Source organism: Alteromonas infernus, assembly GCF_902705815.1.
In genome coordinates this window covers 58,979-83,719 of the sequence record NZ_CACSIG010000066.1, presented here as the reverse complement: position 1 = coordinate 83,719, position 24,741 = coordinate 58,979, and the positions used below count along the sequence as shown (strand labels likewise).

Sequence of the window (24,741 nt, the reverse complement as noted above, 5' to 3'; positions counted from 1 at the left end):
ACTGAGTTATTTGAAGCAGTTCCCCGTGAGTCATTTAAAAATCGATCGCTCGTTCTTAAAAGGCGCGCCTGAAAACGCCTACGACAGCGCCCTGATGGAGGCCATTGTAAACGTGGGTCACAAACTCGACTTGAAGATAGTGGTTGAAGGGGTAGAGACACAAAGTCAATCTGACTATTGTAAATCGTTGAATGTCGAATTTATTCAAGGCTTTTTGTATTCAAAACCCATTAGCGCCGAGGCCATTGAAGCTCTGCTTGAAAAGCAATAAGCCTGATATAAAAAGAGGCGCTTTTGCGCCTCTTTTTTGCATTTATTACTTGGAAAGCTTCAATTTCTTACCTGCAAAACCCCATGTGCAGGTGCGCCTAACTCCCCCTACGTTGCAACAGTATGTGAACCTTAATACACATTCCAAAGTGCAGGTTTAGCAAAATAATAGCCTTGCTGATGTTCTACACCTAGCTTGTTCAAAGCCACAGATTCGGCTTCGGTCTCTACCATTTCTGCAATTACTTTTATATTCAGGCCAGTCGCTATATTGATAAGGCTAGACACGAACAGCTGATTGTCTTTATTGGTATGAATGCTTTGGGTCAGTCTTCCGGAAATTTTAACAAACTGCGGTTTAATCGCGCGTAGGCCAGAAAGCGATGCAAAGTGGTCGCCAAAGTGTTCAACAGTGACTCGACAACCCAGCTTGATCAATTGTCTGCACAGCGATTCTGCATAGTCTCGATACTGTATTAGCGCGGCATCTTCAACTTCGAAAAGAAGCCTAGGGCATAGCGCTTGTCGCTGGGTTAATTCGTTAACCAACCAATCTCTAAATTCACCATTGGCAATTGACGTAATACTTAAATTGACGGCGACTTGCTGAGAGGTCACTTCCATCTTTTTAAACACGATGCTGGTAACCAGTCTGTCGACTTGTGGTATTAGGTCTAATCGCTCAGAAGCAGGGATAAGCTGCGACATGGGTATGACTTCGTTGGTATCTTTGTCTTTAAAGCGCCCAAATGTCTCATAGTAAGCGGGAATATTTTGCTCTATATTCATAACCGGCTGAATCATAATGTCGGCATACTGCTGAGCGACAATATAGTTAAGTCGTTCGCGCCATCGCGTATTGCTGTGTACGTGAGATATTTCCGAAGCCAACTCCCAACCGCTTTGGGTTTTCATGGCAGCGATAAGCGCACTATCCACACTTTCCATGACTTGCGGCATAGACATAGTGCCGGTAAAGCGAGTAATACCGATATACGTGGCTTTGGTGCCATCGCGTAATGGCGAGGCGCTAGTGCATTGCTTTGATATGTTAGTCAGCATGAGATCTCTTGCTGGCTTTTCCATGGCCTCGCAAATTAATGCGAAATCTCCACCAGTCAATCGAAACACAAAGCGCACGTTGCTGTTGTTTTTGGTTTCTTCAACCAAGATGTTCGCTATCGCTTTAACATAGTTATCACCCGGCACCATACCTAACTTGGTATTAATACTGGCCAGTTGCGCTAGCCGTACAATAATAAGCTCTTTTTCTTGTGAGGTTGCGTTTTCGTTTAATAGCGCACGCATGTGGCGCTCAAACGCGCCTCTGTTGGCTAGTTTAGTTAATGAATCTTTGCTCGCTTCTTTTTTAAATAGCTCAGACTGGCGTGTAAGTTCATCGAACTTCGAGGCTAGCGTGCTTGAAAGGGTATTAACGCTACTCGTCAACTGTTCACAGTCGCCAGAAGAGGCACTCACTTGGGGCGACGTGAAATTATGGCTCCCCATATCGTTAAGTTTTCTAACGGTATCTTCGATAGGTCGCTTAAATCGTCGATTCATTACTGCAACTAACAATGAAACAAGCAGTGAAAGCGCGACAAAGGCGATAATATTCCTAAGTAGTACGTTAGTGAACCTGGTGTATACCTCAAGCTTATTTGATGTGAGTACGAGCGCGCGCTGACTATCGCCTAAAGGTATGCGTTTTTCCAATTCTGAATTGGAATCGATTGACGTGAACCACGATGGTACAGCGTTCTGAATTGCCGCTTCTCTTTTGGCTACCACACTACCGCTTGCGTCAACAATTGCGGCGTAAGATATATGGGGCTGCGATACTGTACTTTCTAGAAGGGTGCTAAGGACTAGCTCCTCTGTCTGCGGTGACAGAGAGGAGAGCTGATCAATGTTTTTTCTATAATTTGCCGCGCTTTTTTCAGCCTGTAGCGTGACCGCCTCAGACGTGTTTAATTGTAACTCACGTAGTTCGGCGACAGACAATGCAGTAAACGCTAAAAACAATAGGGCAACAACACCCCAATTAGTTTGATTAGTTAGCTTCATTACTAGCAGTTATCTCCTTTAACTGAGAAATTAAGTCTTTGCTCAATAAATAGATGTAACGTTAATGGGCATAATTGTAGCCTACAGAGTATGCGCATACTATTTATGAACAATAATACTCATAAATGTATAGCAAAACATAACGTTAAGCGAGAAGTAATGACGCTTTGATATGGCCTTTAGTGGTTATAATGTGTCTAGCCACCATGCCCTATTAAGTGCTTTATCAGCGTTTGGAGGTGCTTCCTGTCGCTGACTGTTTAGGCTGTTGGAAGTAGCGCCATTTTGGCGCTACTCGTTACAACGTACTAAACAGAGCGAAATGTCTAGGCTATTCAGATTTAATACCATGGAAGGTACAGTGCAGTACTGGCAAAATAAGCAGCGTAAGTACGGTTGCCACTGTCAGGCCAAACACAATTACTATTGCCATTGATGCAAAGAAGGCATCAGAAAATAGCGGTATCATGCCTAATATGGTGGTAATGGCCGCCATAGACACAGGGCGTACACGAGAGACCGACGCTGCGACAACTGCGTCAAACGCGCCGCTATTGCCTTTGGCCTGCACGTTAATCTCTTCCATTAACACAATGCCGTTTTTAAGCACCATACCAATAAGGCTTAAGCTTCCCAGCAGGGCCATAAAGGTAAAGGGGGCGCCAACTAACACTAAACCGCCAATAATACCAATGGTAGTCAGTGGAATAACGCCCCAAATGGCTAGCGCTTGACGCAGCTTTCCAAACAGCAACACGGTAATAATAAACATGCCTAAGATACCAATAGGCATACTCGCAAACAGGGCGCTTTGCGCATCGCGAGAGGTTTCGTATTCGCCGCCCCATTCAATGCGATATCCATCGGGCAGCGATAGTTCTTCTACTAATGGGCGTACCTTCGCTTGAACGCTGGCAGCGGTTTCGCCAGAAAGGGGAAGTGGCTCAGCGTAAACCGCTAGCATACGCACCCGATTGCGGCGCTTAATGATAGGGTTATCAAGAGTAACATCTACATTGCTGACTACGTCAGCCATGCTGATATATTTCCCTTGTTCTTGACTCCACACATTCAGCGAAGCGAGATTGTCAATATCATAGCGTTGGTTAAGGTCGTTGCGCATGACAATAGGAATTAAGTCACTGCCCTCGCGGTATAACCCTACCGTTTCACCTTCGTTATTGAGCAGAAATGCGGTGTGAACGGCATCTCGGGTTACGCCGATGCGACGCGCTTGTTCTTCAAGAAAGACCGGCTCCACAAAAGGCACCTTGTTACTCCAAGACAAACGCACGCTATCCATGGTTTCCTCTGCTTGGAATATCGCTTCAATATCACTGCTTATCTCCCTTAGTACGTCGGGCTCAGGGCCATAAATTCGGGCTTCAATAGCCGCTTTAGCCGACGGGCCTACTTGAAGCGCCTTTACTTTGTACTGCGCGTTAGGGAAATCTTTGCGTACCAGTTCTATGATTTCTCGCATACGCGCATCGCGCGATTCAACCGTGTTGGTTTCCACAATTAGCTGACCGTAGCTGGCGTACCTGTCTTCAGGGGCGTAGGTGAGGGTTAGCCTTTGCGCGCCACTGCCAATAACACTGGTGACATTGGCAATGTCTTGCATGCCCAACACGTTAGCCTCTAAGCGGCGTATTGATTGCTCAGTGGTTAATATGTCGCTGCCCTCAGGTAGCCATAAATCTACAAAAAAGAGCGGCGTTGACGAGTCGGGGAAGAAGGCGTTTTTAACAAACTTCCCTGATGCCAAGCTGCCCCCAAGAGCAAGGAGTACCACGCCTATGGTAATGTAGCGGTGGTTAATGGCACTCGTGAGTACGCGCTTATACGTAGTAAAAATAATGCCTTTGTATGGGTCGTCGTTTTCGTCACTTGAACCGCGCTCTTTTTCTGTATTAAACAATAAATTAAAAAAGAACGGGGTAATGGTAAGCGCGGTGATCCAGCTTAAAAACAAAGAAAAGCACAATACCCAGAACAGGGAACCCACAAACTCGCCCGTTGCGTCAGGAGAAAGCCCTATAGGTGCAAAAGCGGTAATGGCGATAACCGTAGCACCTAACAGGGGTAGCCCATTTTGACTCACTACATCTTTCGCCGCTTGTAGTTTGGTCTGGCCTTTTTTCACACCAATAAGCATGCCTTCGGTAACCACGATCGCATTATCTACTAACATACCTAGCGCAATAATAAGCGCGCCCAAAGATATTTTCTGCAGCTCTATCCCTTTTACCGACATCAATATGAACGTGCCAAGAATAGTAAGCACTAATATCAACCCCATAAGCACGCCGCTGCGCCAGCCCATGAATAGCAGTAAGACGAAAATAACAATGGCAACGGCTTCGGCAAGATTAATTAAAAAGCCGGTTACGGAATCGTCTACCACGGAAGGTTGGTTGTAGACGGTATTAAGGCTCATACCCAGCGGCATTCGCTGCTCGAGTTCGGCAATTTTGGTATCTAAGCGCTTACCAACATCAACAACGTTAACCGCCGATGCGAAAGAAACGCCAATCGACAGCGCCGGCGTGCTATCGCTGTGATAAAGATTAGAAGGTGTGTCATTTAATGTGCGCTCGATGGTAGCAATATCCGTTAAGCGAATAAGTCCACTCGCCGGAGACCCAATCACTACTTGGCCAAGGGCTTCTAAATTATCGAATTCGCCGGTTGGCTGAATAGACAAACGTTTGCCTTGAACTTTAATCGACCCTGCATTACCCACCACATTTTGAGCCGTTAACAGGCCTGCAATAGACTCGGCTGATACATTCAGCGTTTTCATTTTATCGTGATCAAGAGAAACGATAATTTGCTCGTTTACCGTACCTGCAATAGAGACTTTTTTAACGCCTTCCACAAGCTGGATTTCGCGCTGCATTAAATCAGCAAAGTCTTCCATTTGTTTTAAGGTGTAATCTTCGCTTTGAAGCGTCATCAAAAGACCAAACACATCGCCAAAGTCGTCGTTCACGATAGACGTACCGGTACCCGGCGGAAGCGAGGCTTGCGCATCACCCACTTTGCGGCGTAGGTTGTCCCAGTATTGCTCTAAATCTTTGGCTTGAACGCTAGTTTTTAACTCAACGGTAATTTGCGATAGCCCCACCATGTTTACGGAACTAATGCGCTTTACATTAGGTATTCGCTGAATGGCTTTCTCAAGCTGCAGAGTTACCTCTTCTTCCACTTGTTCAGGCGTGGCCCCAGGGTATTGGGTAATGACAAGGGCATTTCTTATAGTAAATTCTGGGAATTCTAGCTGCCCTAAGCCTAAGAAGGTAACGATGCCGCCAACACCTAAAATGATGGCAACCATCCAGCTAATAACTTTTTGACGAAAAAAATACTCGACCATGACTTACAGGCCTCCTTCTTTCGTCCACTCCGATACAGACTGGCCCTCTTTGACAAGGTGCGCGCCTGCCGCAACTATCTTATCATCATCCTTTAGCGGCCCTTCCACTAATAAGCCATTTGAAATGCCACGGGTAATTGTTACTTCAACGGCTTCAACACTGCCTTTTTGGGCATCATCAGCGCTAGGTTTAAAGCGCCATACAATGGCTTTTTCTGGTTGTGCGTTATCAGTCACTACCGCGCCGAAGGGCACTAGCCACAGCTTGGTGTCAGACTCAATCAGTTTAGACATATCCAGCAAAACGGTTGCACTCATACCAGAGAGCACATTGATATCGTCAGGCTCTGGCAGGGTAACCGTAACTTCGTAACTTAACTCACCTTGTCGGGTGGAGCTTTCGTGGTCTTTATACATTGCGCCGTAGCGCTTTTCTGGCATACCCGAGAAGGTCACCCAAGCCATTTCCGAACTACGGTTTTTACGCGCCCGCGAACGGTCAATCATACGCATTTTTTGTTCTGGCAGTTGAAAAGTAACGTCAATGGCGCCCGGCATATGCAGTTCAGCAATGGTCTGTTGAGGCACTATAACTTGATAGTTCTCTACAGGAACCGACGCAATCAGACCTGCAAAGGGGGCGCGAAGCTCGGTATAGCTCAGCTGGTCTTGGGCGTTAGTGAGGTTGGCTTTAGCAGCTAAAAAGTTTGCCTTGGCTTCATCAAAGGTCGAGCGGCTTACGGCGCCTTTTTCAACAGACGCTTCCATGCGCTCAAACATGGCCGACGACACATCAAACTGTGATTGGGCTGTAGCAAGTTGCGCTTTCGCATCTCTGTCATCTAGCCGCGCAATAAGCTGGTTTTCTTTAACTTCTTCTCCGGCTTTTACGTTTAGTTCCTGTAGCTTTCCGCCAATGCGAAATGAGAGGTTTGAGTATTCAGAAGCTTCAACTTGGCCGGGGAATTTGGCAATGGTCTCGTCAGAATGCTGTACGTTATAAAGGGTCACTGGCGCGTAGGGCACCGCTTTAGGTGGTGTCGGGGCATCTTCACAAGCACTCACCCCAATAAGCGCTACAAACGTAATCACGGCACGAAGAATTGCGCGGTGAAACAGACTTCTTTCAGTCGACATGGTGACTCTCCATTTAAATAAACCACTACTGCACCCCATAGTTAACCACGGGTTTGTTATCGTTTTACTAAAGCGCACGTTTTTCCCCTAACGGCCTGTATGTTAAAAACGCGCTCACCTAGTTTTAAGAACACACAGGTTATAGGTTTTTTTTTCCCATTTCGATCAGGTTTTTAGTTATTTCTTCAATGACATGACAGTGAAAATGCGAAGTAACGAGTACGCGGCGAACGTCAAAAGCCCGTATTACCTTTTCGTGTTCTTTGGTCTTTCATCTGGCTGAAGCTCTTCGGCATAGCCTTTTGGTGGCGGTGTCCAGCCACGCATTTTAGAGTGCTTGTCGTGTAAATCGGCCTTTAAGGCATTTTCGATAAGCGCTTCTAACTCAATAAATAGCTTAAGGTAGTTGTTATCGACGCGTTCGCCGCTCGAATCGTCAGCCCACGCGTGATACAGCACGTCATTTTGTTGCGACTCAATATTCTTGTATGCCATTTTTTGTCGCTCTACTTGAAAGGGGTGAACATTGAGCGAACGCAGGGCTTCTGCCCCCATTTCTAACGCGCTATGGTAAGTTTCAGACACAACGTAGTCAGCGCCAAGCTGGCGTAAACGGTAGCCGTGGCCGCGGTCAAAGGCACGGGCTAGCACCTTAATGTTTGGGTAAGCGTGCTTGGCGTATTTGACCATTTTGGCTGCGGTTTCCCTGTTGTCTATGGCAATAACCATTAACGAGGCTTCATGAATATCCGCCGTATGCAGTATGTCTGGCTTAGATGCATCACCAAAGTACGCTTTTGTACCAACGCGGCTCATTAGGTCTATTTGCTCTGAACGTATATCAAGCACCACAGTTTCAACGTCGTTGGCCATTAACAATCGATTGATGATTTGTCCGAATCGGCCAATGCCCGCAATAACCACGGTACCTTTTTCATCAATGGTATCTTGGTCGCGTTTTGACTTTTTATTTCGATAACGAGGAATAATGGCTTTGTCGAATAAAATGAAAAGCCCTGGGGTTAAAAACATCGAAATTGCCACTACTAGGGAAAGTAGTGAGATAATATCTTTAGGCAATACATAGTTTTGAGACGCGAAACTAAGCAAGACAAAGCCGAATTCACCGGCCTGCGCAAGGCTTAAAATAAACAGCCACTTGTTGGTGCCTTTAATTTTAAAGATAAGCGCAATAAGGAACAGCACGGCGGCTTTTGTTAGCATAACGGCAAGGGTTAAACCTGCAATAAGCATGGGGTTTTCAGATAAGACTGAAAAGTTAATGCCTGCGCCCACTGTGATAAAGAAAAGGCCTAGCAATAAACCTTTAAACGGTTCTATGTTTGCTTCTAACTCGTGCCTGAATTCACTGTTAGCCAATACCACCCCTGCTAAGAATGCGCCAAGCGCAGGAGATAGGCCCACAAGCCCCATAAGCGCAGCAATGCCGATAATAAGCATAAGTGCGGTAGCGGTGAAAATTTCTCTTAACCCAGACGCTGCCACAAACTTAAACAGCGGGCGGCTTAAGTAATGGCCACCAATGGTGAGAAAGGCAACCGAACTAATAATAACAAGCCCATAGGCCCAAGGCGCCAAGCCGTCTACCAAGTTAAAGCTGTCGTGTGCCTCGCCGCCTCCTTGCTCACCGCCGGCTGCAACCAGTTCAGGTATGGCTAAAAGAGGAATAAGCGCAAGCATAGGAATAACCGCAATATCTTGAAATAGCAGGACGGAAAAAGCGCTTTTTCCTCCTTCAGATTTCTGAAGCCCTTTCTCTTGCAAGGTTTGCAGTACAATCGCGGTTGAAGAAAGAGCGAAAATAAGGCCGATGGTGAGTGATATACCAAACGGCTGCTTCAGCGCCAGCGCGGTAGCGGTTATAAGCGCAGTGGTTAACGTTAGCTGCAGGCCGCCAAGGCCCAAAAGTTTCGATTTCATGGCCCACAGAGAACGAGGCTCAAGCTCTAAACCAACTAAAAATAGCATCATTACAACGCCAAACTCTGCAAAGTGCTGTATAGCAACGGTTTCATCACCAACAAGGCCGAATATAGGGCCAATCACTAATCCGGCAATTAAATAACCTAAAACAGAGCCTAGCCCTAGTCGCTTGGCTATAGGCACGGCAATAACCGCGGCCACCAAGTAGATAAATGCGTATAAAAAATAACCCGTCACATTAGTTTCCTTCACTCGTATAAAGGTCGGCGAGATTTTCCATACGCTTAGCTTTTTCTGTATCCAGCGTATTGGTGGTCAGTTGAGTAAGCAAGGTTCTCCACTTTTCTTTGTGTTCCGCTACCCGATGCTCTTCTTGCGCTGTGCGAGAGCCAAATATGGCAAAGGGCGCGATATAGTTCATATGAGTGATCTGTGCCATCTGTTCCAATGGCTGCAGCAACTGCCTAATGGTGTAGTGGTTAAACCCCTCGCTTTGGTAGGCTTTTTCTTTGCCTCCTGCGCTTATGGCACAAAGAAACAGCTTATCTTTAAGCGCTGTGCCTTCATGGCCATAGGCAAAGCCATATTCCAATACTAAATCTTGCCATTCTTTTAATATCGACGGTGTTGAATACCAGTAAAGTGGAAAGAGAAAAACAATCACATCGTGGTCAACTAAACGTTGTTGCTCCCGTTCAATATTAATATTGAAGTCAGGGTACTGTGCATACAGGTCGACAGCGGTTACTTGTTTATTCAACTTCGCTTCGTTGAAAAGCGGGACGTTCACCTCCGAACGAGCTGGCGCTGGGTGAGCAAAAAGAACCAATACCTTCTTACTATGCTTGTTCCCTTCAATGGTGTTTGTATCAGTCATACAGCTTTACTCATTTATTCTTCCACACCGAATATCAATAGTTTCACACGGCTTTTTGTTCGAGCACCAAGGCTGTTTCGATCAAATGTAATATGCCGTTTAGAGCAATTAATAATGTCTTTTTCCTCAAAGTTATAAGGTTACTAATTATCATTAGGTTGAAAAAAGTAACCTGATAACCATTATGAACTCACCTTTAAAATACCAAATATAACGATGACGGAACGTTATTTTTAACTTTGACTTAAAACAGTATAACCATGAAAACACCACTTAAAACACTCGCAGTTGCATTATCTTTACTTTCTTCTTTTACATCACTTTCTACTCACGCCTTACCTCAGGGGAGTGAATTAAAAGCGGGGGCTGCGGCTTGGAACATGCTCGATGATGTAGACCGATACGCCATGCACGTCGCTTATATTCATAAACCGCTGACGTCGTTTTATGGCCTGCGGCCAACGGTACTTTTAGTTAATGCTGATAAAGGGCAGCACTATTTTGCGGCGGGTGTAGCTAAAGATGTTTATGAATATGAAAGCTTTTCGGTACGCCTAGCCTTTCATGCTGGCATAGTTGATGAGTCGGAAAATTTAGGCGATACCATCGAGTTTTACTCGTCAATTGCTGCGCTATATAACGTAACAGACGATGTATCGCTAGAAGCTGAAATCGGGCATATCTCTAACGGTGGGTTAGGCGATACAAACCCGGGCTCTGAATCTTTTGTGCTAAGTGGGCACTATCGCTTTTAAACCGTGGCGTGTCATTTCTCGCGGCGATGTTTTGCAACTTAGCTAGCACTTCTCAACCAGTTAGCGAGCTTTGCAATTACAAGCTACATGGCAAAACGATAGTAACCATCCCGCTTCATAGGCGGGATGGTTACTCATGGCACTCGCCAAAAGCGCGTTTACATGGCTGGCGCTTTAGGCGGTCAATGCTTTCTTAACATCGTTTGCAAGCATTGGAAGGTGTCGCATGCGTACCCCAACGGCTTGATAAACGGCGTTACCTACTGCTGGCGCCACGCCTATGACACCAGGTTCACCTAGGCCAACTGGAAATTCATCACTTTCAATGAATTCTATGTCCATATCCGGCACATCGGCCATGCGAAGCGGCTGGTAAGTGGTAAGGTTTTTCTTTGCAACGTAACCGTCTTTTATTTCGTTGTGTTCAAACAACGCCAAGCTGGTACCCCAAAGTAAAGCGCCTTCCATTTGCGCCATAGCACCGTCGGGGTGGATGATTATGCCCGCATCGGCCACTACCCAAAGCTTCTTAAGGGTAATTTTGCCAGTATTTTTGTCTACGTGAACATGCGCTGCGGTTGCCAGCCATGCAGGCATGGTGCGCTCTTGGCCTGCCGTCACGCTATAGCCAATACCTTCATTCTCACCTAAGCTTACATTCGCGGTTTTCTTTTTAAGTATTTCGAGGGTATTCGCTAATCGCTTAGCGCCGCCCACGCTTTCAGGGGCTTTTCCTGCTTGCTTACCTTTACCATCTAGCATGGCAAGTCTGAAGTCCACAGGGTTTTGCTTGGTCTTGTGCGCAATTTCGTCAATAAAGCTTTCAAGCCCCCATACTATCCAACCTTGGCCGACCGAGCGCAGCCACCCTGGAGTAAAAGTGTCTTGGGCCACTTTGTTATTAATAACCCGTGCTCTGTGATGCTCCATGGTATACCAGTGGTCAGAACCAGAAGCAGAAAACGGATCGACTTTACCTTTACCATCAACGCCGTCAGGCATAAAGCCTGGTGCCATAGCGAGCGTAGGCCAGCCTGCTGCTAGCGCATGCTCCATGCCCACAAAATTTCCAGCCCCGTCAAAATACGCATTAAATAACGATGTTGACGCTGAGCGAGGTTGGTCAAACATCGTATCGTCTGGACGCATAAATAGCATTTTAACCGGTTGACCAACCGCTTTTGCGGTAAGGATCGTGGGAATAACCCAATCACCAAAAAGGCGGCGACCAAATCCGCCACCTAAATAATATTGGTGAATGACAACATCAGAGTCTGGTACTTCGGCTGCTTTAGCGGCTGCAGGCAACGTTAGGCTTTGCCATTGGTTACCTGTGTGGATATGCCATTTACCGTCTTTGAATTCTGCAATAGCATTAAGCGGCTCAAGCTGGAAGTGGCTTGCAGTAGCCGTGGTATACAGAGACTCAATGGAGTTTGCTGCCTGTTGTTGCGCATCACGAATGTCGCCTTCGTCAACAAAAAGCGTGCCTTCATCGCGGTCTCGGCAAATACGCTCTCCCTCTCGCTGGATGTCTGCTTCGCTGACATTAGCATTCTTGCCGGTGTTATAACTCACTTTCACCTTATCTACCGCTTTGATTGCGGTAGGATAATCGGTAGCAAGCACCGCCACCCAGCCTTCAATTGTGCCCGTCGGGTCGGTTAGTACTTTATACCCCTTGTAGCCAGATAAACCCTTGGCTTCGCTATCATCAACACCGGTAACTTTACTGCCGTAGCGGGTTGGCGGAAGAATAGGGCGGGCGTACAGCATGTTGTCTACTTCAACGTCGATACCGTAGACAGCGGTACCATTGGTCTTTGGAGGAATATCTAATGCTTTATATTCGTTGCCCAAGCCTATTAAATGACGTTTATTACCAGGCTTTATAGGCATGGCACCAAGCTCTTCAGCCGTGTAGGTTTTGTCGATGTTGCCATTAGCGACAATATCGCCATAGCTGACCTTTTTACTTCCCGATACAACAAATCCCGCGTTAGCCTCACATGCTGATGGCGGTACGCCTAAAAGTTCGGCTCCGGCATTAATGAGTGTCTGACGGCCTGCGGCGCCCGCTTGCGACATAGGTTTGTAGGATTGAAAAATAGACCATGAACCACCTGTTACCATGTAGCCCCATTTCGGGTCGGTGTCGACATGAACGATAGACACTTTGTTCCAATCGCATTCAAGCTCATCGGCCAGAATGCGAGCAATGGCGGTGCCGACGTGCTGACCCATTTCCGCTCTGGCAATGTTCACTGTTACTTTTCCGTCGGTATCCATTTCAAACCAGACGTTTGGTGAAAACGTTTTGGTTTCTAATGCTTCTTTAGCCGATAACACTGAGGGTATTAGCGATGCGCCAAACGCCATAAGCAAAGATGATTTAACCGAACCCACCATAAATGAACGGCGCGACAGATTTACCGTGTCTTTCTTTTCTCTAGAAATATCTTTTATGCTCATGCGTTTTCACCTTCTGATGTCGCATTGGGGTCAAAGTACTGGACAGAAGAGGTTGCGGCCCGTTTTATGGCTTTTTTAATTCTGGTATAGGCCATACAGCGGCAGTAGTTTCCATTCATGTGGTTGACGATGTCTTCATCAGAGGGGGTGGGGTTTTTATCAAGCAACGTTGCGGCTTGCATAATTTGCCCAGACTGACAGTAGCCGCACTGGGGGACTTGCTCTTCCACCCATGCTGATTGCAGCGGATGTTCATTGTTTAGACTTTCTATGGTGTTTACGTCTTTCCCCTTAGCAAGCGAAACGGGGTAAGAGCACGAGCGAATGGCGTTGCCGTCAATGTGCACAGTACATACACCACACATAGCCACGCCGCAGCCAAACTTGGTGCCTTTTAGCCCAAACTCATCTCGAATAACCCAAACGAGTGGCGTATCTGAGGCAGCATCCGTCTGCACTTTTTTTCCATTTAACGTAAATTCAATCATGGTTTTCATCACCGTGAAGTTATAGTTTAATTTGCTCTTACTGCCTTATGAGGCGGTGAACCTTTATATAAAGTAGACTGACTGATAAAAGATGCGCCACTGTGGGCTAGCATGTATCATGTGGTATAGTTTAGTTACCTTGTTCAACTAAGCAATCAGTTTACTTTTAGTAACTAGGGTACTTTTCTAAAGGACATCAATGAAAACTCAAATAAAAACAGATGCTAAGGGTAAGAAAACCGTTTTAAATACGTGCACTGAGCCATGTGCGATTGAGCGGGGAATGCGCTTAATCGGTGGTAAATGGACAGGGTCTATTATTTATCATTTAAAAGATGAGCCCGTTCGCTTTAACGATCTGTGCCGAATGCTAGGTGGCGCAAGTCGTAAAATGGTTGACCAGCGTCTTAAAGAGCTAGAAAACAACGGGATGGTGATACGCAACGTGATCGATTCTCGTCCCATTGCCGTGGCTTACAGCCTAACCGGTTTCGGGCGCTCTGCGTTAGATATTCTTGAACAGCTTAGAGTATGGTCAGAAAGTCATTCAAGCGACTAAGTGCGTAAAATAAGCGCGCCAAAAAAGGGCGGCGATAGGCCGCAGATGCTGCCTTTTAAAAAAATGCGCTAGCTAATCCTTTGGCTTAGGCGATTTATGAAGCGAAAGATAAAAACTGAACTATACTATTTATACTAAAGTATAAGTTTCGTTAAGGGTGAATCGACCCAGATGGTTAGGTATTAATTTTGAGGCGATGGAATGCATTTAATTAGCGGGGCGATGCCCTATGTTTGAAAAAACTTTTCACTATTGTGCGGTTGGGCTAGCTCATGTCGGCATAGACGGGACTTTCATTCGCGTAAACAAAAAGTTGTGTGAGTTTTTGGATTATTCAGATCAGGAACTTACCAAGCTTACCTTTCAGGATCTTACCGCGCCAGACCACCTCGATGAAGACCTCGATCAATTAGAGCGCTTGCTTGAAGGGCAAATTGATAACTACTTAATAGAAAAACGCTATATCAGGCGTGATGGCAAGAGGGTATGGGCGAAACTTACCGTTTCTCTTGTGCGGGACGATAGTAACAACCCTGACTACTTTATATCGGTTGTTGAAGATATTGACGAAAAAAAACGTATTCAATCTGAGCTTTTTCAAGTTGATGCCTTGTTTAGCAAAATTGTTAGTGCTTTCTCAGAAAGAACGTTTATCTGGGTAGCAACACCGGATTTCTCTAAACTCAAATACGCTAACGATGGCTATGCAAACATTTTCGGGCGAAGTGAATACGAACTTTACTGCAACCCAATGAGCTTTCTTGATCATGTTCACGAAGATGATAGAACTAGAGTTGCCAAAGTGTTCAGCCGTCGCCCCCTTGAAAATTGGGATATTCAATATCGCATTTACGATTCAAAAGGAGAGGTGAAGTATCTTCACGACCGCGGAAATCTTATCTTCGACGACCGAGAAACACAAACACTCATCTTAGGCACCGCCGACGATATAACACGAGAAAAGAATCAGCAGCAGGCCCTAATGAGCGCGGTTACCAAGTTAGAGCACCTATCTCAAACAGATTCCCTCACAGGTCTTGCCAATAGAAGAGAAATATTGAGTCAATTGAGCGATGAAATAGCGCGCATGGAGCGAGGGCAAAAAGCGTCTACCCTCGTTTATGTTGATCTTAATAAGTTTAAAGAAATCAACGATAAATATGGGCATAAAGTCGGTGATAACGCGTTGGTAGAATTTTCTCAGCAAATGAAAGTCTTGTTGAGGGATAGCGATCGATTTGGCCGAATTGGCGGTGATGAGTTTGTTATTCTGCTTTATGGAGCCGATGATAAAGAAACGGAAATCTTTTTCGAGCGTATTGCTCAGCATGACTTTACGCTTAACGTGAATAATACATCGGTAGTGCCGATTACCTTTAGCGTTGGGTGGGTAACATGGAGTGCTGAAATTTCAACGGTTGAAGAGTGGCTGGATAAGGCTGATGAGGTTATGTACGAAAAAAAGCACAACCTGCAAGGGCAAGTAGTGATTGATAAAGCGATGAAGGTATAGCCTACATCGCTTTCACTGTTTTATTGTCTTTGCGCGAACCACTGGGCTATTTCTTGACGCTCTTCTTCAGTCATGTTCGTTTTGTTTAAAAACGGCATGTCTTTAGTTACTGTCGTTCTACGAACCACTTGAGGGGCAAACCGTTCAATATCTTGCCAAGAGTCTAGCACTACGCCTAACGGTGCTACCTTGAAAATATCGTCGGTAGGTGTGCGTGAGTGACAGCTCACGCAATGTGTGGCTATCAAGTTTGCTACACGTTCATTAGTCACACTAGTACTCACTTGCGCCGCACTGTTCTCACCAATAGAGGTAGCATCATCGGTTTTATTCGCTACTTGAGTAGTCTTACTTGAAGGCGCAGCTGCTTCTGTATGAACAGGAACAGGCGCCGAAGATGTTTGCGGCCACGACACCCATAATGCAATCGCCATCATGGCTATGGCGCCAGAAACCAAAATGCTCGGTTTCGTAGTACCCACATGGCGAAGGTTAAAGAAGTGTCTTATCCATGCCGCAACCACCATGATAGCAATAAGTACCAAGTAGTTTTGCGGGTGCTGATAGGTCATGGGGTAATGATTTGAAATCATAATAAACAACAAGGGCAGGGTGAAATAGTTGTTGTGCAGCGAGCGAAGTTTGGCACCAGCGCCCCAACTCGGGTCAATATTTTGTTTATCAGCCACTGCCGCCACCATTTTGCGTTGGTTAGGCATGATATTAAAAAATACGTTTCCAGCCATAATAGTGCCGATAAGCGCACCCACATGAATGTAAGCCCCTCGGCCGCTGAACCATTGGGTAGAGAGGTAACTCACGGCGCATATTAAGGCAACAAGGCAAATACCAAACACCAACGGGTACTTGGCAAGTGGGCTTCTACAGGCCAGTTCATACAATGCTAGGCCGCCAAAAATTAACCCCAAACCTAAAGAGATTGCCAGGGTTGGTGTCATGGCATTAACCGACGGGTCGATAAGGTAAGCGCTGGCACCAAAGTAATATACAATGATAAGAAGTGCAAAGCCTGATAACCAGGTTGTATAAGCTTCCCACTTAAACCAGTGAAGGGTTTCTGGCATTTTTTCTGGCCCATAAGCATACTTGGCCACCTCATAAAAGCCGCCGCCATGAATGGCCCACAAATCACCTTTAATTCCCTTATCTTGCTTCCATTTTGGGGGCGTGCGCAAATTATTATCTAACCAGATAAAATAAAATGAGGCACCAATCCAAGCAACGCCAGCTATTACGTGAAACCAACGTACAAATAGACTTAGCCAATCTAGCCACGGCATTATTATTCTCCTTATTAAGGGTCAGCAGACCCTACTGTAGCTCGTTATTACCGCTGCTTTTTTCATAGCAACAGTTACCACTGATCCAAGTTTGCGCAATCGCGCGATCATCGCCTAAAATACTTAAGGCAAAAAATACATCATCGAAATCGGCGTCTTGTTGAATTCGTAAACTTGTCAGTTCATCGAATCTGGGTTCTACCACAATAAAGTCTGCGATAGTTCCTGGGTTTAAATTACCGATTTCCTCATCAAGGCCATGGGCGATGGCCGCCCCTTGTGTCATAAGGTAAAAGCCTTCAAGTGGGCTTAATGGGTCGTTTCTCAGTTGACTCACCTTGTAGGCATCGCCATAGGTCTTAAACATGTTAAAGGTGGTACCTGCACCCACGTCGGTAGCCATGGCCACATGAACCTTATTGGCACGGGCAGCGGTCATATCAAAAAGACCGCTTCCTAAAAACAGGTTTGACGTAGGGCAAAAGGCCACGGTTGCACCACTTTCTCCTAACCGACCCCATTCATCAGGCGTTAAATGGATACCATGGCCAAAAACGGCGCGCTCACGCACGAGATTATATTTATCATAAACATCTAAATAGCCATCAGCTTGCGGGAATAGACTTTTCACCCAGGCAATTTCATCTAGGTTCTCAGATAAGTGAGTTTGTATGAAAACATCACTGTACTGCTGCGCCAATTCACCTAATGCCGCAAGTTGGGCTTCTGTGCTTGTTGGCGCGAAGCGAGGGGTTAACGCGTAACGATTTCTCCCCTTGTTATGCCAAGTTTCAATTAAGCTGGCACTGTCGGCCTGCGCACTCTCAGCGCAGTCATTAAGCTGGCTTGGGCAGTTTCTGTCCATGCACACTTTGCCTGCAACAATAGCCATGTCGATATCGCTTGCGGCGTTAAACAGGGCTTGGCAACTGCTTTTGTGCACAGTGGTAAACACAAAGCCGGTGGTGGTGCCGTTTTTCAAGAGCTGATTTAAAAATACTTTTGCTATGGTGTCAGCATGTTCGCTATCTGCAAACTGCATTTCAGCCGGGAAGGTGTAGTTTTCAAGCCAAGTAAGAAGCTGTTCGCCGTAGTGCGCAATGCTTTGTGTCTGCGGGTAGTGCAAATGGCTGTCAATTAAACCTGGCAGTATCCACTTACCCGTCAAGTCGGTAACGCTGGCCGCAGGATAGCGCGCTGCGATGGTATCGAAATCGCCGATATCTTTTATTTCTTTTTTATCAATCAACAAACCACCGTCTTTGAAAATGGCGATGTCGTCAGAAAATTGTGTGGTTTGTTTAGGAAAGTGCGCAATGCTTGCACGAAAAAGCTGCATGTTTATTAGCTGCCCCTGTAGCTGCTGAAACCGAACGGAGAAATTAGTAGCGGTACGTGATAGTGCCCACCGTTTTCTTCTAGTTCAAAGGTAATATCAATGTGTGGGTAGAAACTGCTGCCGTGAGCCTTAACTAAGTAAGGCTTGCAGTGAAAACGCAGCGTGTAAACACCTGCTGGAAAGCCATTGTCGCTCTCTAGAGCCCAGTTGTTAAAGCGGCCGTCGCTATCTGTTTTACCCGACAGCGTATTACCGTCGGGTAGGGTTAGGGTAAGCGCGATACCGTGAGCTGGCTTACCCAAAGTGGTGTCAAGTACGTGGCTTGAAAGCGTATTCATACTGTATTCCTATTAAATTCGTTACTTGTAATACGTCAGTGCGCTGTTAAGACAGGCTTTTATTAATACGCAGCAACGTAATTTTTATTTGCTCAGCTGCGGCGTTTACTATTTCTTGTTGCGTTGAATTAGGCAACCTTGCCTGCAGCGCTTCTAGCATGGTTTGAGCAGAAAGCCCTGTGGCGCAAATAATAAAAATAAAGCCGTGTTTATCTAAATACGCCTGATTTGCCTCTTTTAGTTGATGAAGCACCGCCTCAGGCGCACTGGCCGTGCCTGACTGCTCTCCCGCCGCAATGGCTTTGGTATTTGCAAACTTTTTGCGAAGCGAGTCTACATCTCCAATCATAGGGTGGGCGGTAAAGGCCTCTAAATAATCGCTGTTACTGCATTGCGCCCATGCGCTTTTTGCCTGTTCTGTTACGGCGTTGGTATCGCTGTAGGGGCGGGCATTAACCATCATATAAATCCAAGTTTTTGATGCGCAGCATTGCTCAAACCAGGCTGAAGCCTCATCCGAAGCGAGGGTATTCAATTCATTTAATGTCACGGGTAGTATCCTTTTTACTGCTCGAGCTTTCACTGTCATCTAGCGTTGTGGCAATGACCTGCTCGCACCCAGTCTTATTTAATTTACTCGTCTGCACGTGGCTAACGCTAACGTCACTTACCGCAGAAGGCGGCGCGCAGCGGTTGTCTTGATGAAGCCGAGCGATAATTTGCGCCGAAATCGAAACAGCGACTTCAATTGGCTGCTTACCTGGAATATCGCGGTTACCGATTGGCGTCACTAAGCGTGCTAATGCATGTTCATCAAAACCGCGATGCGTAAGCTTCGTTATAAATCGTTTGGCTTTTGTATCAGACCCAATTAAACCCACAAAAGGCAGGGAAGGGTGCTTCAACGCCTGCTCGGTGATGCGATAGTCAAGTTGATGATCGTGAGTAAGTATAATGAGCCAGCTGTTTTCATCTAAATGCCTTACTTCACTTTCCGGCGCGTCTTCCACAATTTTTTGTACGTTGGCAGGTAACGCGTCGGGAAACAAGTCTTCTCGGCTGTCTATCCATGCAATGCGTACGGGAAGTTGGGCCAAAATAGGCACAAGGGCCTTAGCTACATGGCCTGCACCAAAAATAGCAACCTGCTGCTGATGTAGGTTACATACATCAAACAGCACTTTTACGGCACCTCCGCAGCATTGCCCTAAAGCACTGCTTAGCGGGTAGCTATGTAGCTCAGTACGCGTTTCGCCCTTAGCGAGGTAGGCACGTGCACGACTTATCGCATCAAATTCAAGATGTCCACCGCCTATGGTATCTATGGTATGCGATGCTGTAACTACCATCTTGCTACCCGAGTCTCGAGGGGTAGAGCCCGCTGTTCCCACCACGGTAACTAGTACATAGCCTTCGTTTTGTTGCTGGCACTCGGCTATGCCTTCGTACCAACGCTTGGCACGAAAAGACGCAGTCATATTGACGACCCTTCGCTTGCACAATTTTGTATTGCAGCAATGGCGTTCAGTACCCGCTCTGGCGTAGCCGGGGTATCTAGCTGCGGGTCAAGGGTATAACCAGACAGGCTTGAAATGGCGTCTTTAATAGCACACCACACCGAAATGGCTAACATGAACGGCGGTTCGCCCACTGCTTTTGAATGATAAATGCTATCTTCAGCATTTTTTCGGCCAAATAATTTCACGTTGAATACTTTCGGTGTATCACCGATGGCCGGAATTTTATAGGTGGCCATATTTTCGCTGATGAGTTTACCGCTCTCGTTCCACTTTAAATCTTCTGTAGTTAACCAGCCCATGCCTTGGATAAATGCGCCCTCAATCTGACCAATATCAATGGCAGGGTTAAGGCTACTGCCCACATCGTGAATAACGTTCACTTCGTCAACGGTATATTCGCCAGTTAGGGTATCTATAGAGACTTCGCTCATCGACACACCGTAGGCGAAGTAGAAAAAGGGTCTACCTTCACCAGTATCGCGGTTGTATTGCAGCTTAGGTGTTTTATAGAAGCCCGTTGAAGATAGCGATACGCGAGCAAAGTAGGCTTGCTGTACTAGTTCAGGAAAAGTAATGCTGTGCTTACCTAGCACTGCATGCTGATCAGTAAATACGACTTCATCAACACGCTCGCCTAAACCTAGGCTTTCGGCATAGCATTTGGCTAAACGGGTTTTAAGTGTAATACACGCATTTTGTACTGCTTTACCGTTGATGTCGGTGCCGCTAGACGCTGCAGTTGGCGACGTATTTGGTACCTTATCAGTGCGCGTAGCAGTCACCTCTATCATGTCCAGGTCGAGGCCGAATTCGTTCGCCGCAATTTGCCCAATCTTCGTGTGTAAACCCTGACCCATTTCTGTACCGCCATGGTTCACCTGAATACTACCGTCGGTATAAATATGAACCAGCGCGCCTGCTTGATTGAGGTGTTTCGCTGTAAAGGAAATACCGAATTTGACCGGTGTAAGCGCAAGGCCTTTCTTTATAACCGGGCTTTCACGGTTGAAAGCAGAAACGGCTTCTCTGCGCTGCCAGTACTGAGCGCTTTGTTCGAGTTCGTTTATCATTTCCGGCAGCAGGTTGTGTTCGACCTCCATACCATAAGGCGTGGTGGTTCCCGTCGTTGGCCCGTATAAATTGCGTTTTCTAACCGATAGCGGGTCGCTGCCTATAGTGCGCGCAATCTTATCTATCAGGGCTTCAGCCATAATCATGCCTTGCGGGCCACCAAAGCCTCGGTAAGCCGTGTGCGACACCATGTTGGTTTGTAGTCTGTGACCAACGATATCGCTGTCGCCAAGAAAATAGCCATTATCTGCATGAAACATAGCTCTATCGACAATAGCATCAGAGAGATCCGGGGAATGCCCGCAAATACCGTTAATGATCATGCGGGTGGCTTCAATCTTTCCTGTGCTGTCAAATGCGACGTCAAAAGTATTGTCGAAGGGGTGACGTTTGCCGGTTACGTGCATATCAGTAAAGCGAGGTAAACGCAGCTTAACCGCGCACCTATTGCGTGAGGCAAGTAGAGCAGCGATACAAGCCCACTGCGCCGCTTGGGTTTCTTTCCCACCGAAGCCACCGCCCATACGGCGCATATCTACCATAACGCGATGCAGTTTTATATCTAAGACTTCAGCAACAAGTTTTTGTACTTCACTCGGGTGTTGGCTAGAGGTGTAAATCTTCATGCGATCTTCTTCTTCGGGGATCGCGAGGCTAACCTGCCCCTCTAGGTACATATGCTCTTGGCCACCTATGCTCAGCGTACCTGACGCTTTATGTTGCGCGTTGTCGAAGGTGTTATCAACGCGTGTAGTTTGTTGGCCAAAGCGGTGCAATGGGCGCACAAATGTTTGTTGTGCGTGTGCTTCATCTGCATTTAGAACAGGGGGGGCTTCAGCAACCTCAATGTGTCCCTTAAGCGCCGCTTGGCGCGCCAACGTCACCGAGGTAGCAAGCACGGCAAAAACCGGTTGGCCAAAGAACTTCACCTCGCTATTGGCAAGTAAAGGGTCGCCTTCAAATACCGGGCCTATATCTTTATGGCCGGGCACATCGTCTATGGTTACAACGTCAACCACACCTTCACTGGCGCGCACGGCACTTAAGTCAACATGGGCGATAGTGCCCTTAGCACACTTGCTTAGCCCTACAGCCGCGTAAAGCGTACCTTGAGGCTCAATCACATCATCTACATAGTTGGCAGTGCCCTGGACTTGACGCTCAGCGCTTTCATGTTTTTTAGATACGTGAACCACACCTTGCTTTTCACGCTCACCTGTTGGGGTAGGGGTATCAATTAACTTACGCATGTTGCACCACCCGTGTTTCAATGTTATTCGTCGACTGGTTTTCTAGCCAGAAGCGGTGCCACAAGTTTGCTAACACGGTTTTGCGGTATTCGGCAGTAGCCCGCACATCGTCTATGGGTGTGAATGCATCAAATAAAATTTGTTTGCCTAGGTTTAGGCATTCACTACTTGAGAATTGCTTACCTTTAAGCGCGTTTTCAAGGGCTTGACAGGTAGAAGGTATAGCTGCAACACCACCAAAACCTGTGGTAATAGCGGCTACGTTGCCATTGTCAAGAGTAAGATTGAATACGGCACAGACCGCTGAAATATCATCTTCAAAGCGCTTGGAAATTTTATACGCAGCCAACACTTGGGCAGGCTGTTTAAGCGGTATTTCTATGGCACTGATCCATTCACTACGTTCTAGCTGAGTTTCACGATAGCCAGTGAAAAATCTGCTAATTGGTAAGGTGCGCACTTTATCACCGTTATCTAAATGCAAGGTAGCGTTTAGGGCTAGCAGTAGGGGAGGCATATCTCCTATCGGCGAAGCGTTAGCCACATTGCCGCCCATTGTAGCTTGATTTCGAATGGGCAAAGAGGCAAATCGAGTTACGAGTTCAGCCACTTGTGGAAATACAGTTAATAAAAAAGGTGCTGCATCATTTAACGCAACGGCTGCACCAATAATAAGTGAATGTCCTGTATTGGTGCACTGTTTTAGTGCGTCGATGTGAGTAACACTAATAAGGGTGTCGATATTCTTAAGCTGCTGCGTGAACTGTAAACTCAAGTCCGTACTGCCTGCAACAAGCTGGGCATTGGGGAACTCGCTAATTAGGGCCTTTAGTTCTTCACGGGTAGTTGGCGTATAAACCTTGCCTGTACCCGTGGGAGGCGTATTAGTCAGTGACAACAAAGTAGCCAGTGTCTTGCTTTGTTTAGCAGAGAATTGGTCGTTTGGCGTTTGCTCACATACCGCTAGTGTTGCATCTATGATGGGGCGGTAGCCCGTACAGCGACAGAGGTTGCCCGATAAGGCCTGTAGGACTTCATCTCTATTTGGCTTCGCGTTACTGTGGTAAAGCGCAAACATTGACATGATAAAGCCGGGAGTGCAAAAGCCACATTGAGTGCCGTGATGGTCTACTAACGCCTGTTGAACAGGGTGTAAGTGTTTACCATCGCTTAAATGCTCTACAAATAAAAGTTGTTTACCGTGAACCGCACTCATAAGTGTAATGCAGCTATTTACCGTTCGGTAATGTAATGTCTCTTTGTTTGACGCTGCGGGTTCAACAAGTACCACGGTACATGCACCACAGTCGCCTGCCGCACATCCTTCCTTTGTTCCTGTCTTTTTTCTGTGTTCGCGTATAAATTGTAGAAGGGTGAGGTCGGCTCGCGCTTCGTTTAATTCTACGATATCGTTATTTATTAGAAAGCGAATCATACTCACACCTTCTCGTAATATTCATTCTTGTATCCATTAATATAGCTGTATTTTTTTAAGAAAAGTAGACCAAATGGTCAATTTATTGCTTATAAAAAAAGGCCAGGTTATAAAAAGGCCATTATTTCGCGCCAATATTTTGGGGTTTTGAGCGAAAAGCTTTCCCAATTTCTGCGTCGCATGTATTGGATAAGGCAAGATTCGTGCAAGGTTTGAAGTAACACGCAAATTTCGTGCTTTAGTATGGTTAACACCCCACAGTTGGGGCATGTATACTTTATAGCAACTCATCGGCAATAAATGCTAACCTAACAATAAGGCATGCAGCATTATTCTGCCCGTGCGCTTGCAAAGTAGATTGCAAAGGAATTTAAATAATAATGATGAAGGTAAAAAGTGCCGACGCTGGTGTTGGCGCTATGAACAGAAGAAAGATACTCCAAGCTGCTGAAAAGTGCTTCGCTCAGTTTGGTTTTAAAGGAACAGCGGTACAAAAAATTGCTGACGAAGCCGGGCTCCCGAAAACTAACGTACTGTACTATTTCAAAACCAAGCAAGAGCTTTACGTGGCGGTGCTAGAAGAAACCCTTTCACTGTGGAATTCTCGCTTTGATAGAGCAACGGTGGAGGATGACCCCGCAGAGGTGTTGGCTAACTATATCGCTGAGAAAATGGAAGTATCGCGAACCAACCCCCAGGCGTCTAAGATCTTTGCCATGGAAATTATCAACGGTGCACAGAATTTAAGCGGCTACTTTGATGAAGAGCACGCGCTGTGGATGAAGGGGCGTTTAGCAGTTATCGATGCGTGGGTAGAGGCAGGTAAGCTTCCCCCTGTTGAAGGCGAGTATTTGCTTTACACTATTTGGGCCAGTACCCAGCATTATGCTGATTTCTCTACGCAAATCACGCGGCTTCGAGGAAAGAAAATGACAAAAACAGACTTCGAGAACGCGACAAAGCAAGTGGTTAAGCTTGTTTTAGGCGGATGTGGTTTGTCGGTACCTGAAAGTTTTGAGGTGTAAC

19 protein-coding genes are annotated in these 24,741 nt (G+C 46.3%); 5 read left to right on the top strand and 14 right to left on the bottom strand.

Annotated features, from left to right (window positions below; all coding sequences use genetic code 11):
- The first annotated feature begins 25 nt into the window (after positions 1 to 25).
- Positions 26 to 271 carry an EAL domain-containing protein gene (locus ACX5J7_RS16375; protein WP_474375713.1) on the top strand — a complete coding sequence of 82 codons (246 nt, stop codon included), beginning with the start codon at positions 26 to 28 and terminating at the stop codon, positions 269 to 271.
- A 131-nt stretch (positions 272 to 402) separates the two neighbouring features.
- On the opposite strand, the gene ACX5J7_RS16370 is transcribed toward ACX5J7_RS16375, so the two are convergent.
- From ACX5J7_RS16370 to ACX5J7_RS16350, 5 genes are all read right to left on the bottom strand, one after another.
- Positions 403 to 2,337, bottom strand: a complete 1,935-nt coding sequence (locus tag ACX5J7_RS16370; RefSeq protein WP_474375712.1) for an EAL domain-containing protein — start codon at positions 2,335 to 2,337, stop codon at positions 403 to 405.
- 331 nt (positions 2,338 to 2,668) lie between these two features.
- Positions 2,669 to 5,716 carry an efflux RND transporter permease subunit gene (locus ACX5J7_RS16365; protein WP_498707544.1) on the bottom strand — a complete coding sequence of 1,016 codons (3,048 nt, stop codon included), beginning with the start codon at positions 5,714 to 5,716 and terminating at the stop codon, positions 2,669 to 2,671.
- A gap of 3 nt (positions 5,717 to 5,719) precedes the next feature.
- Complete coding sequence (locus ACX5J7_RS16360; RefSeq protein WP_498707543.1) at positions 5,720 to 6,853, bottom strand: efflux RND transporter periplasmic adaptor subunit; 1,134 nt, start codon at positions 6,851 to 6,853, stop codon at positions 5,720 to 5,722.
- A 246-nt stretch (positions 6,854 to 7,099) separates the two neighbouring features.
- Complete coding sequence (locus tag ACX5J7_RS16355; protein WP_498707541.1) at positions 7,100 to 9,034, bottom strand: monovalent cation:proton antiporter-2 (CPA2) family protein; 1,935 nt, start codon at positions 9,032 to 9,034, stop codon at positions 7,100 to 7,102.
- Position 9,035: 1 nt separating this feature from the next.
- Positions 9,036 to 9,674 carry an NAD(P)H-dependent oxidoreductase gene (locus ACX5J7_RS16350; RefSeq protein WP_015066848.1) on the bottom strand — a complete coding sequence of 213 codons (639 nt, stop codon included), beginning with the start codon at positions 9,672 to 9,674 and terminating at the stop codon, positions 9,036 to 9,038.
- A gap of 260 nt (positions 9,675 to 9,934) precedes the next feature.
- Here ACX5J7_RS16350 and ACX5J7_RS16345 point away from each other — a divergent pair, with 260 nt between their 5' ends.
- Complete coding sequence (locus ACX5J7_RS16345; RefSeq protein WP_462835049.1) at positions 9,935 to 10,429, top strand: acyloxyacyl hydrolase; 495 nt, start codon at positions 9,935 to 9,937, stop codon at positions 10,427 to 10,429.
- A 174-nt stretch (positions 10,430 to 10,603) separates the two neighbouring features.
- Here the strand turns inward: ACX5J7_RS16345 and ACX5J7_RS16340 are convergent, their stop codons facing one another.
- Together ACX5J7_RS16340 and ACX5J7_RS16335 are read right to left on the bottom strand one after the other, a co-directional pair.
- Positions 10,604 to 12,901 (bottom strand): xanthine dehydrogenase family protein molybdopterin-binding subunit, encoded by a 2,298-nt coding sequence (locus tag ACX5J7_RS16340; RefSeq protein ID WP_498707540.1) that lies wholly within the window; start codon positions 12,899 to 12,901, stop codon positions 10,604 to 10,606.
- Complete coding sequence (locus ACX5J7_RS16335) at positions 12,898 to 13,389, bottom strand: (2Fe-2S)-binding protein (RefSeq protein ID WP_015066851.1); 492 nt, start codon at positions 13,387 to 13,389, stop codon at positions 12,898 to 12,900. The genes ACX5J7_RS16340 and ACX5J7_RS16335 overlap by 4 nt, the downstream gene beginning before the upstream one ends.
- Before the next feature lie 199 nt (positions 13,390 to 13,588).
- Here ACX5J7_RS16335 and ACX5J7_RS16330 point away from each other — a divergent pair, with 199 nt between their 5' ends.
- Both ACX5J7_RS16330 and ACX5J7_RS16325 read left to right on the top strand, forming a co-directional pair.
- Complete coding sequence (locus ACX5J7_RS16330; protein ID WP_015066852.1) at positions 13,589 to 13,948, top strand: winged helix-turn-helix transcriptional regulator; 360 nt, start codon at positions 13,589 to 13,591, stop codon at positions 13,946 to 13,948.
- A 229-nt stretch (positions 13,949 to 14,177) separates the two neighbouring features.
- Entirely contained in the window at positions 14,178 to 15,461 is a 1,284-nt protein-coding gene (locus ACX5J7_RS16325; protein WP_498707539.1) for a diguanylate cyclase, read from the top strand.
- Positions 15,462 to 15,481: 20 nt separating this feature from the next.
- Here the strand turns inward: ACX5J7_RS16325 and ACX5J7_RS16320 are convergent, their stop codons facing one another.
- The 7 genes from ACX5J7_RS16320 to xdhA are packed head-to-tail and all read right to left on the bottom strand — an operon-like array spanning position 15,482 to position 23,715.
- Positions 15,482 to 16,762: a urate hydroxylase PuuD gene (locus ACX5J7_RS16320; RefSeq protein WP_498707538.1), complete on the bottom strand. Its 1,281-nt coding sequence runs from the start codon at positions 16,760 to 16,762 to the stop codon at positions 15,482 to 15,484.
- 31 nt (positions 16,763 to 16,793) lie between these two features.
- A complete protein-coding gene (gene guaD, locus ACX5J7_RS16315; RefSeq protein WP_287148638.1) occupies positions 16,794 to 18,101 on the bottom strand; it encodes a guanine deaminase in 1,308 nt (435 codons plus the stop codon).
- Between the two features lie 5 nt (positions 18,102 to 18,106).
- On the bottom strand, positions 18,107 to 18,439 hold the full coding sequence (gene uraH, locus ACX5J7_RS16310) for a hydroxyisourate hydrolase (RefSeq protein ID WP_012518057.1): 333 nt from the start codon (positions 18,437 to 18,439) through the stop codon (positions 18,107 to 18,109).
- Between the two features lie 46 nt (positions 18,440 to 18,485).
- A complete protein-coding gene (gene uraD, locus ACX5J7_RS16305) occupies positions 18,486 to 18,989 on the bottom strand; it encodes a 2-oxo-4-hydroxy-4-carboxy-5-ureidoimidazoline decarboxylase (RefSeq protein ID WP_287148637.1) in 504 nt (167 codons plus the stop codon).
- Entirely contained in the window at positions 18,976 to 19,917 is a 942-nt protein-coding gene (xdhC, locus tag ACX5J7_RS16300) for a xanthine dehydrogenase accessory protein XdhC (protein WP_498707537.1), read from the bottom strand. The genes uraD and xdhC overlap by 14 nt, the downstream gene beginning before the upstream one ends.
- Complete coding sequence (gene xdhB / locus ACX5J7_RS16295) at positions 19,914 to 22,280, bottom strand: xanthine dehydrogenase molybdopterin binding subunit (protein ID WP_498707536.1); 2,367 nt, start codon at positions 22,278 to 22,280, stop codon at positions 19,914 to 19,916. The genes xdhC and xdhB overlap by 4 nt, the downstream gene beginning before the upstream one ends.
- Positions 22,273 to 23,715: a xanthine dehydrogenase small subunit gene (xdhA, locus tag ACX5J7_RS16290; protein ID WP_498707535.1), complete on the bottom strand. Its 1,443-nt coding sequence runs from the start codon at positions 23,713 to 23,715 to the stop codon at positions 22,273 to 22,275. The genes xdhB and xdhA overlap by 8 nt, the downstream gene beginning before the upstream one ends.
- A gap of 380 nt (positions 23,716 to 24,095) precedes the next feature.
- Here xdhA and ACX5J7_RS16285 point away from each other — a divergent pair, with 380 nt between their 5' ends.
- The gene (locus tag ACX5J7_RS16285; RefSeq protein WP_071951258.1) at positions 24,096 to 24,740 is read left to right on the top strand and encodes a TetR/AcrR family transcriptional regulator; all 645 of its coding nucleotides are present in this window, start codon (positions 24,096 to 24,098) and stop codon (positions 24,738 to 24,740) included.
- Position 24,741 lies beyond the last annotated feature (1 nt).

Excerpts from the sequence above, each read along its gene's own strand:
- ACX5J7_RS16370 (WP_474375712.1), bottom strand. The coding sequence starts at position 2,337 with ATGAAGCTAACTAATCAAACTAATTGGGGTGTTGTTGCCCTATTGTTT.
- ACX5J7_RS16365 (WP_498707544.1), bottom strand. The coding sequence starts at position 5,716 with ATGGTCGAGTATTTTTTTCGTCAAAAAGTTATTAGCTGGATGGTTGCC.
- ACX5J7_RS16360 (WP_498707543.1), bottom strand. The coding sequence starts at position 6,853 with ATGTCGACTGAAAGAAGTCTGTTTCACCGCGCAATTCTTCGTGCCGTG.
- ACX5J7_RS16350 (WP_015066848.1), bottom strand. The coding sequence starts at position 9,674 with ATGACTGATACAAACACCATTGAAGGGAACAAGCATAGTAAGAAGGTA.
- ACX5J7_RS16345 (WP_462835049.1), top strand. The coding sequence starts at position 9,935 with ATGAAAACACCACTTAAAACACTCGCAGTTGCATTATCTTTACTTTCT.
- ACX5J7_RS16340 (WP_498707540.1), bottom strand. The coding sequence starts at position 12,901 with ATGAGCATAAAAGATATTTCTAGAGAAAAGAAAGACACGGTAAATCTG.
- ACX5J7_RS16335 (WP_015066851.1), bottom strand. The coding sequence starts at position 13,389 with ATGATTGAATTTACGTTAAATGGAAAAAAAGTGCAGACGGATGCTGCC.
- ACX5J7_RS16330 (WP_015066852.1), top strand. The coding sequence starts at position 13,589 with ATGAAAACTCAAATAAAAACAGATGCTAAGGGTAAGAAAACCGTTTTA.
- ACX5J7_RS16325 (WP_498707539.1), top strand. The coding sequence starts at position 14,178 with ATGTTTGAAAAAACTTTTCACTATTGTGCGGTTGGGCTAGCTCATGTC.
- ACX5J7_RS16320 (WP_498707538.1), bottom strand. The coding sequence starts at position 16,762 with ATGCCGTGGCTAGATTGGCTAAGTCTATTTGTACGTTGGTTTCACGTA.
- guaD (WP_287148638.1), bottom strand. The coding sequence starts at position 18,101 with ATGCAGCTTTTTCGTGCAAGCATTGCGCACTTTCCTAAACAAACCACA.
- uraH (WP_012518057.1), bottom strand. The coding sequence starts at position 18,439 with ATGAATACGCTTTCAAGCCACGTACTTGACACCACTTTGGGTAAGCCA.
- xdhC (WP_498707537.1), bottom strand. The coding sequence starts at position 19,917 with ATGACTGCGTCTTTTCGTGCCAAGCGTTGGTACGAAGGCATAGCCGAG.
- xdhB (WP_498707536.1), bottom strand. The coding sequence starts at position 22,280 with ATGCGTAAGTTAATTGATACCCCTACCCCAACAGGTGAGCGTGAAAAG.
- xdhA (WP_498707535.1), bottom strand. The coding sequence starts at position 23,715 with ATGATTCGCTTTCTAATAAATAACGATATCGTAGAATTAAACGAAGCG.
- ACX5J7_RS16285 (WP_071951258.1), top strand. The coding sequence starts at position 24,096 with ATGATGAAGGTAAAAAGTGCCGACGCTGGTGTTGGCGCTATGAACAGA.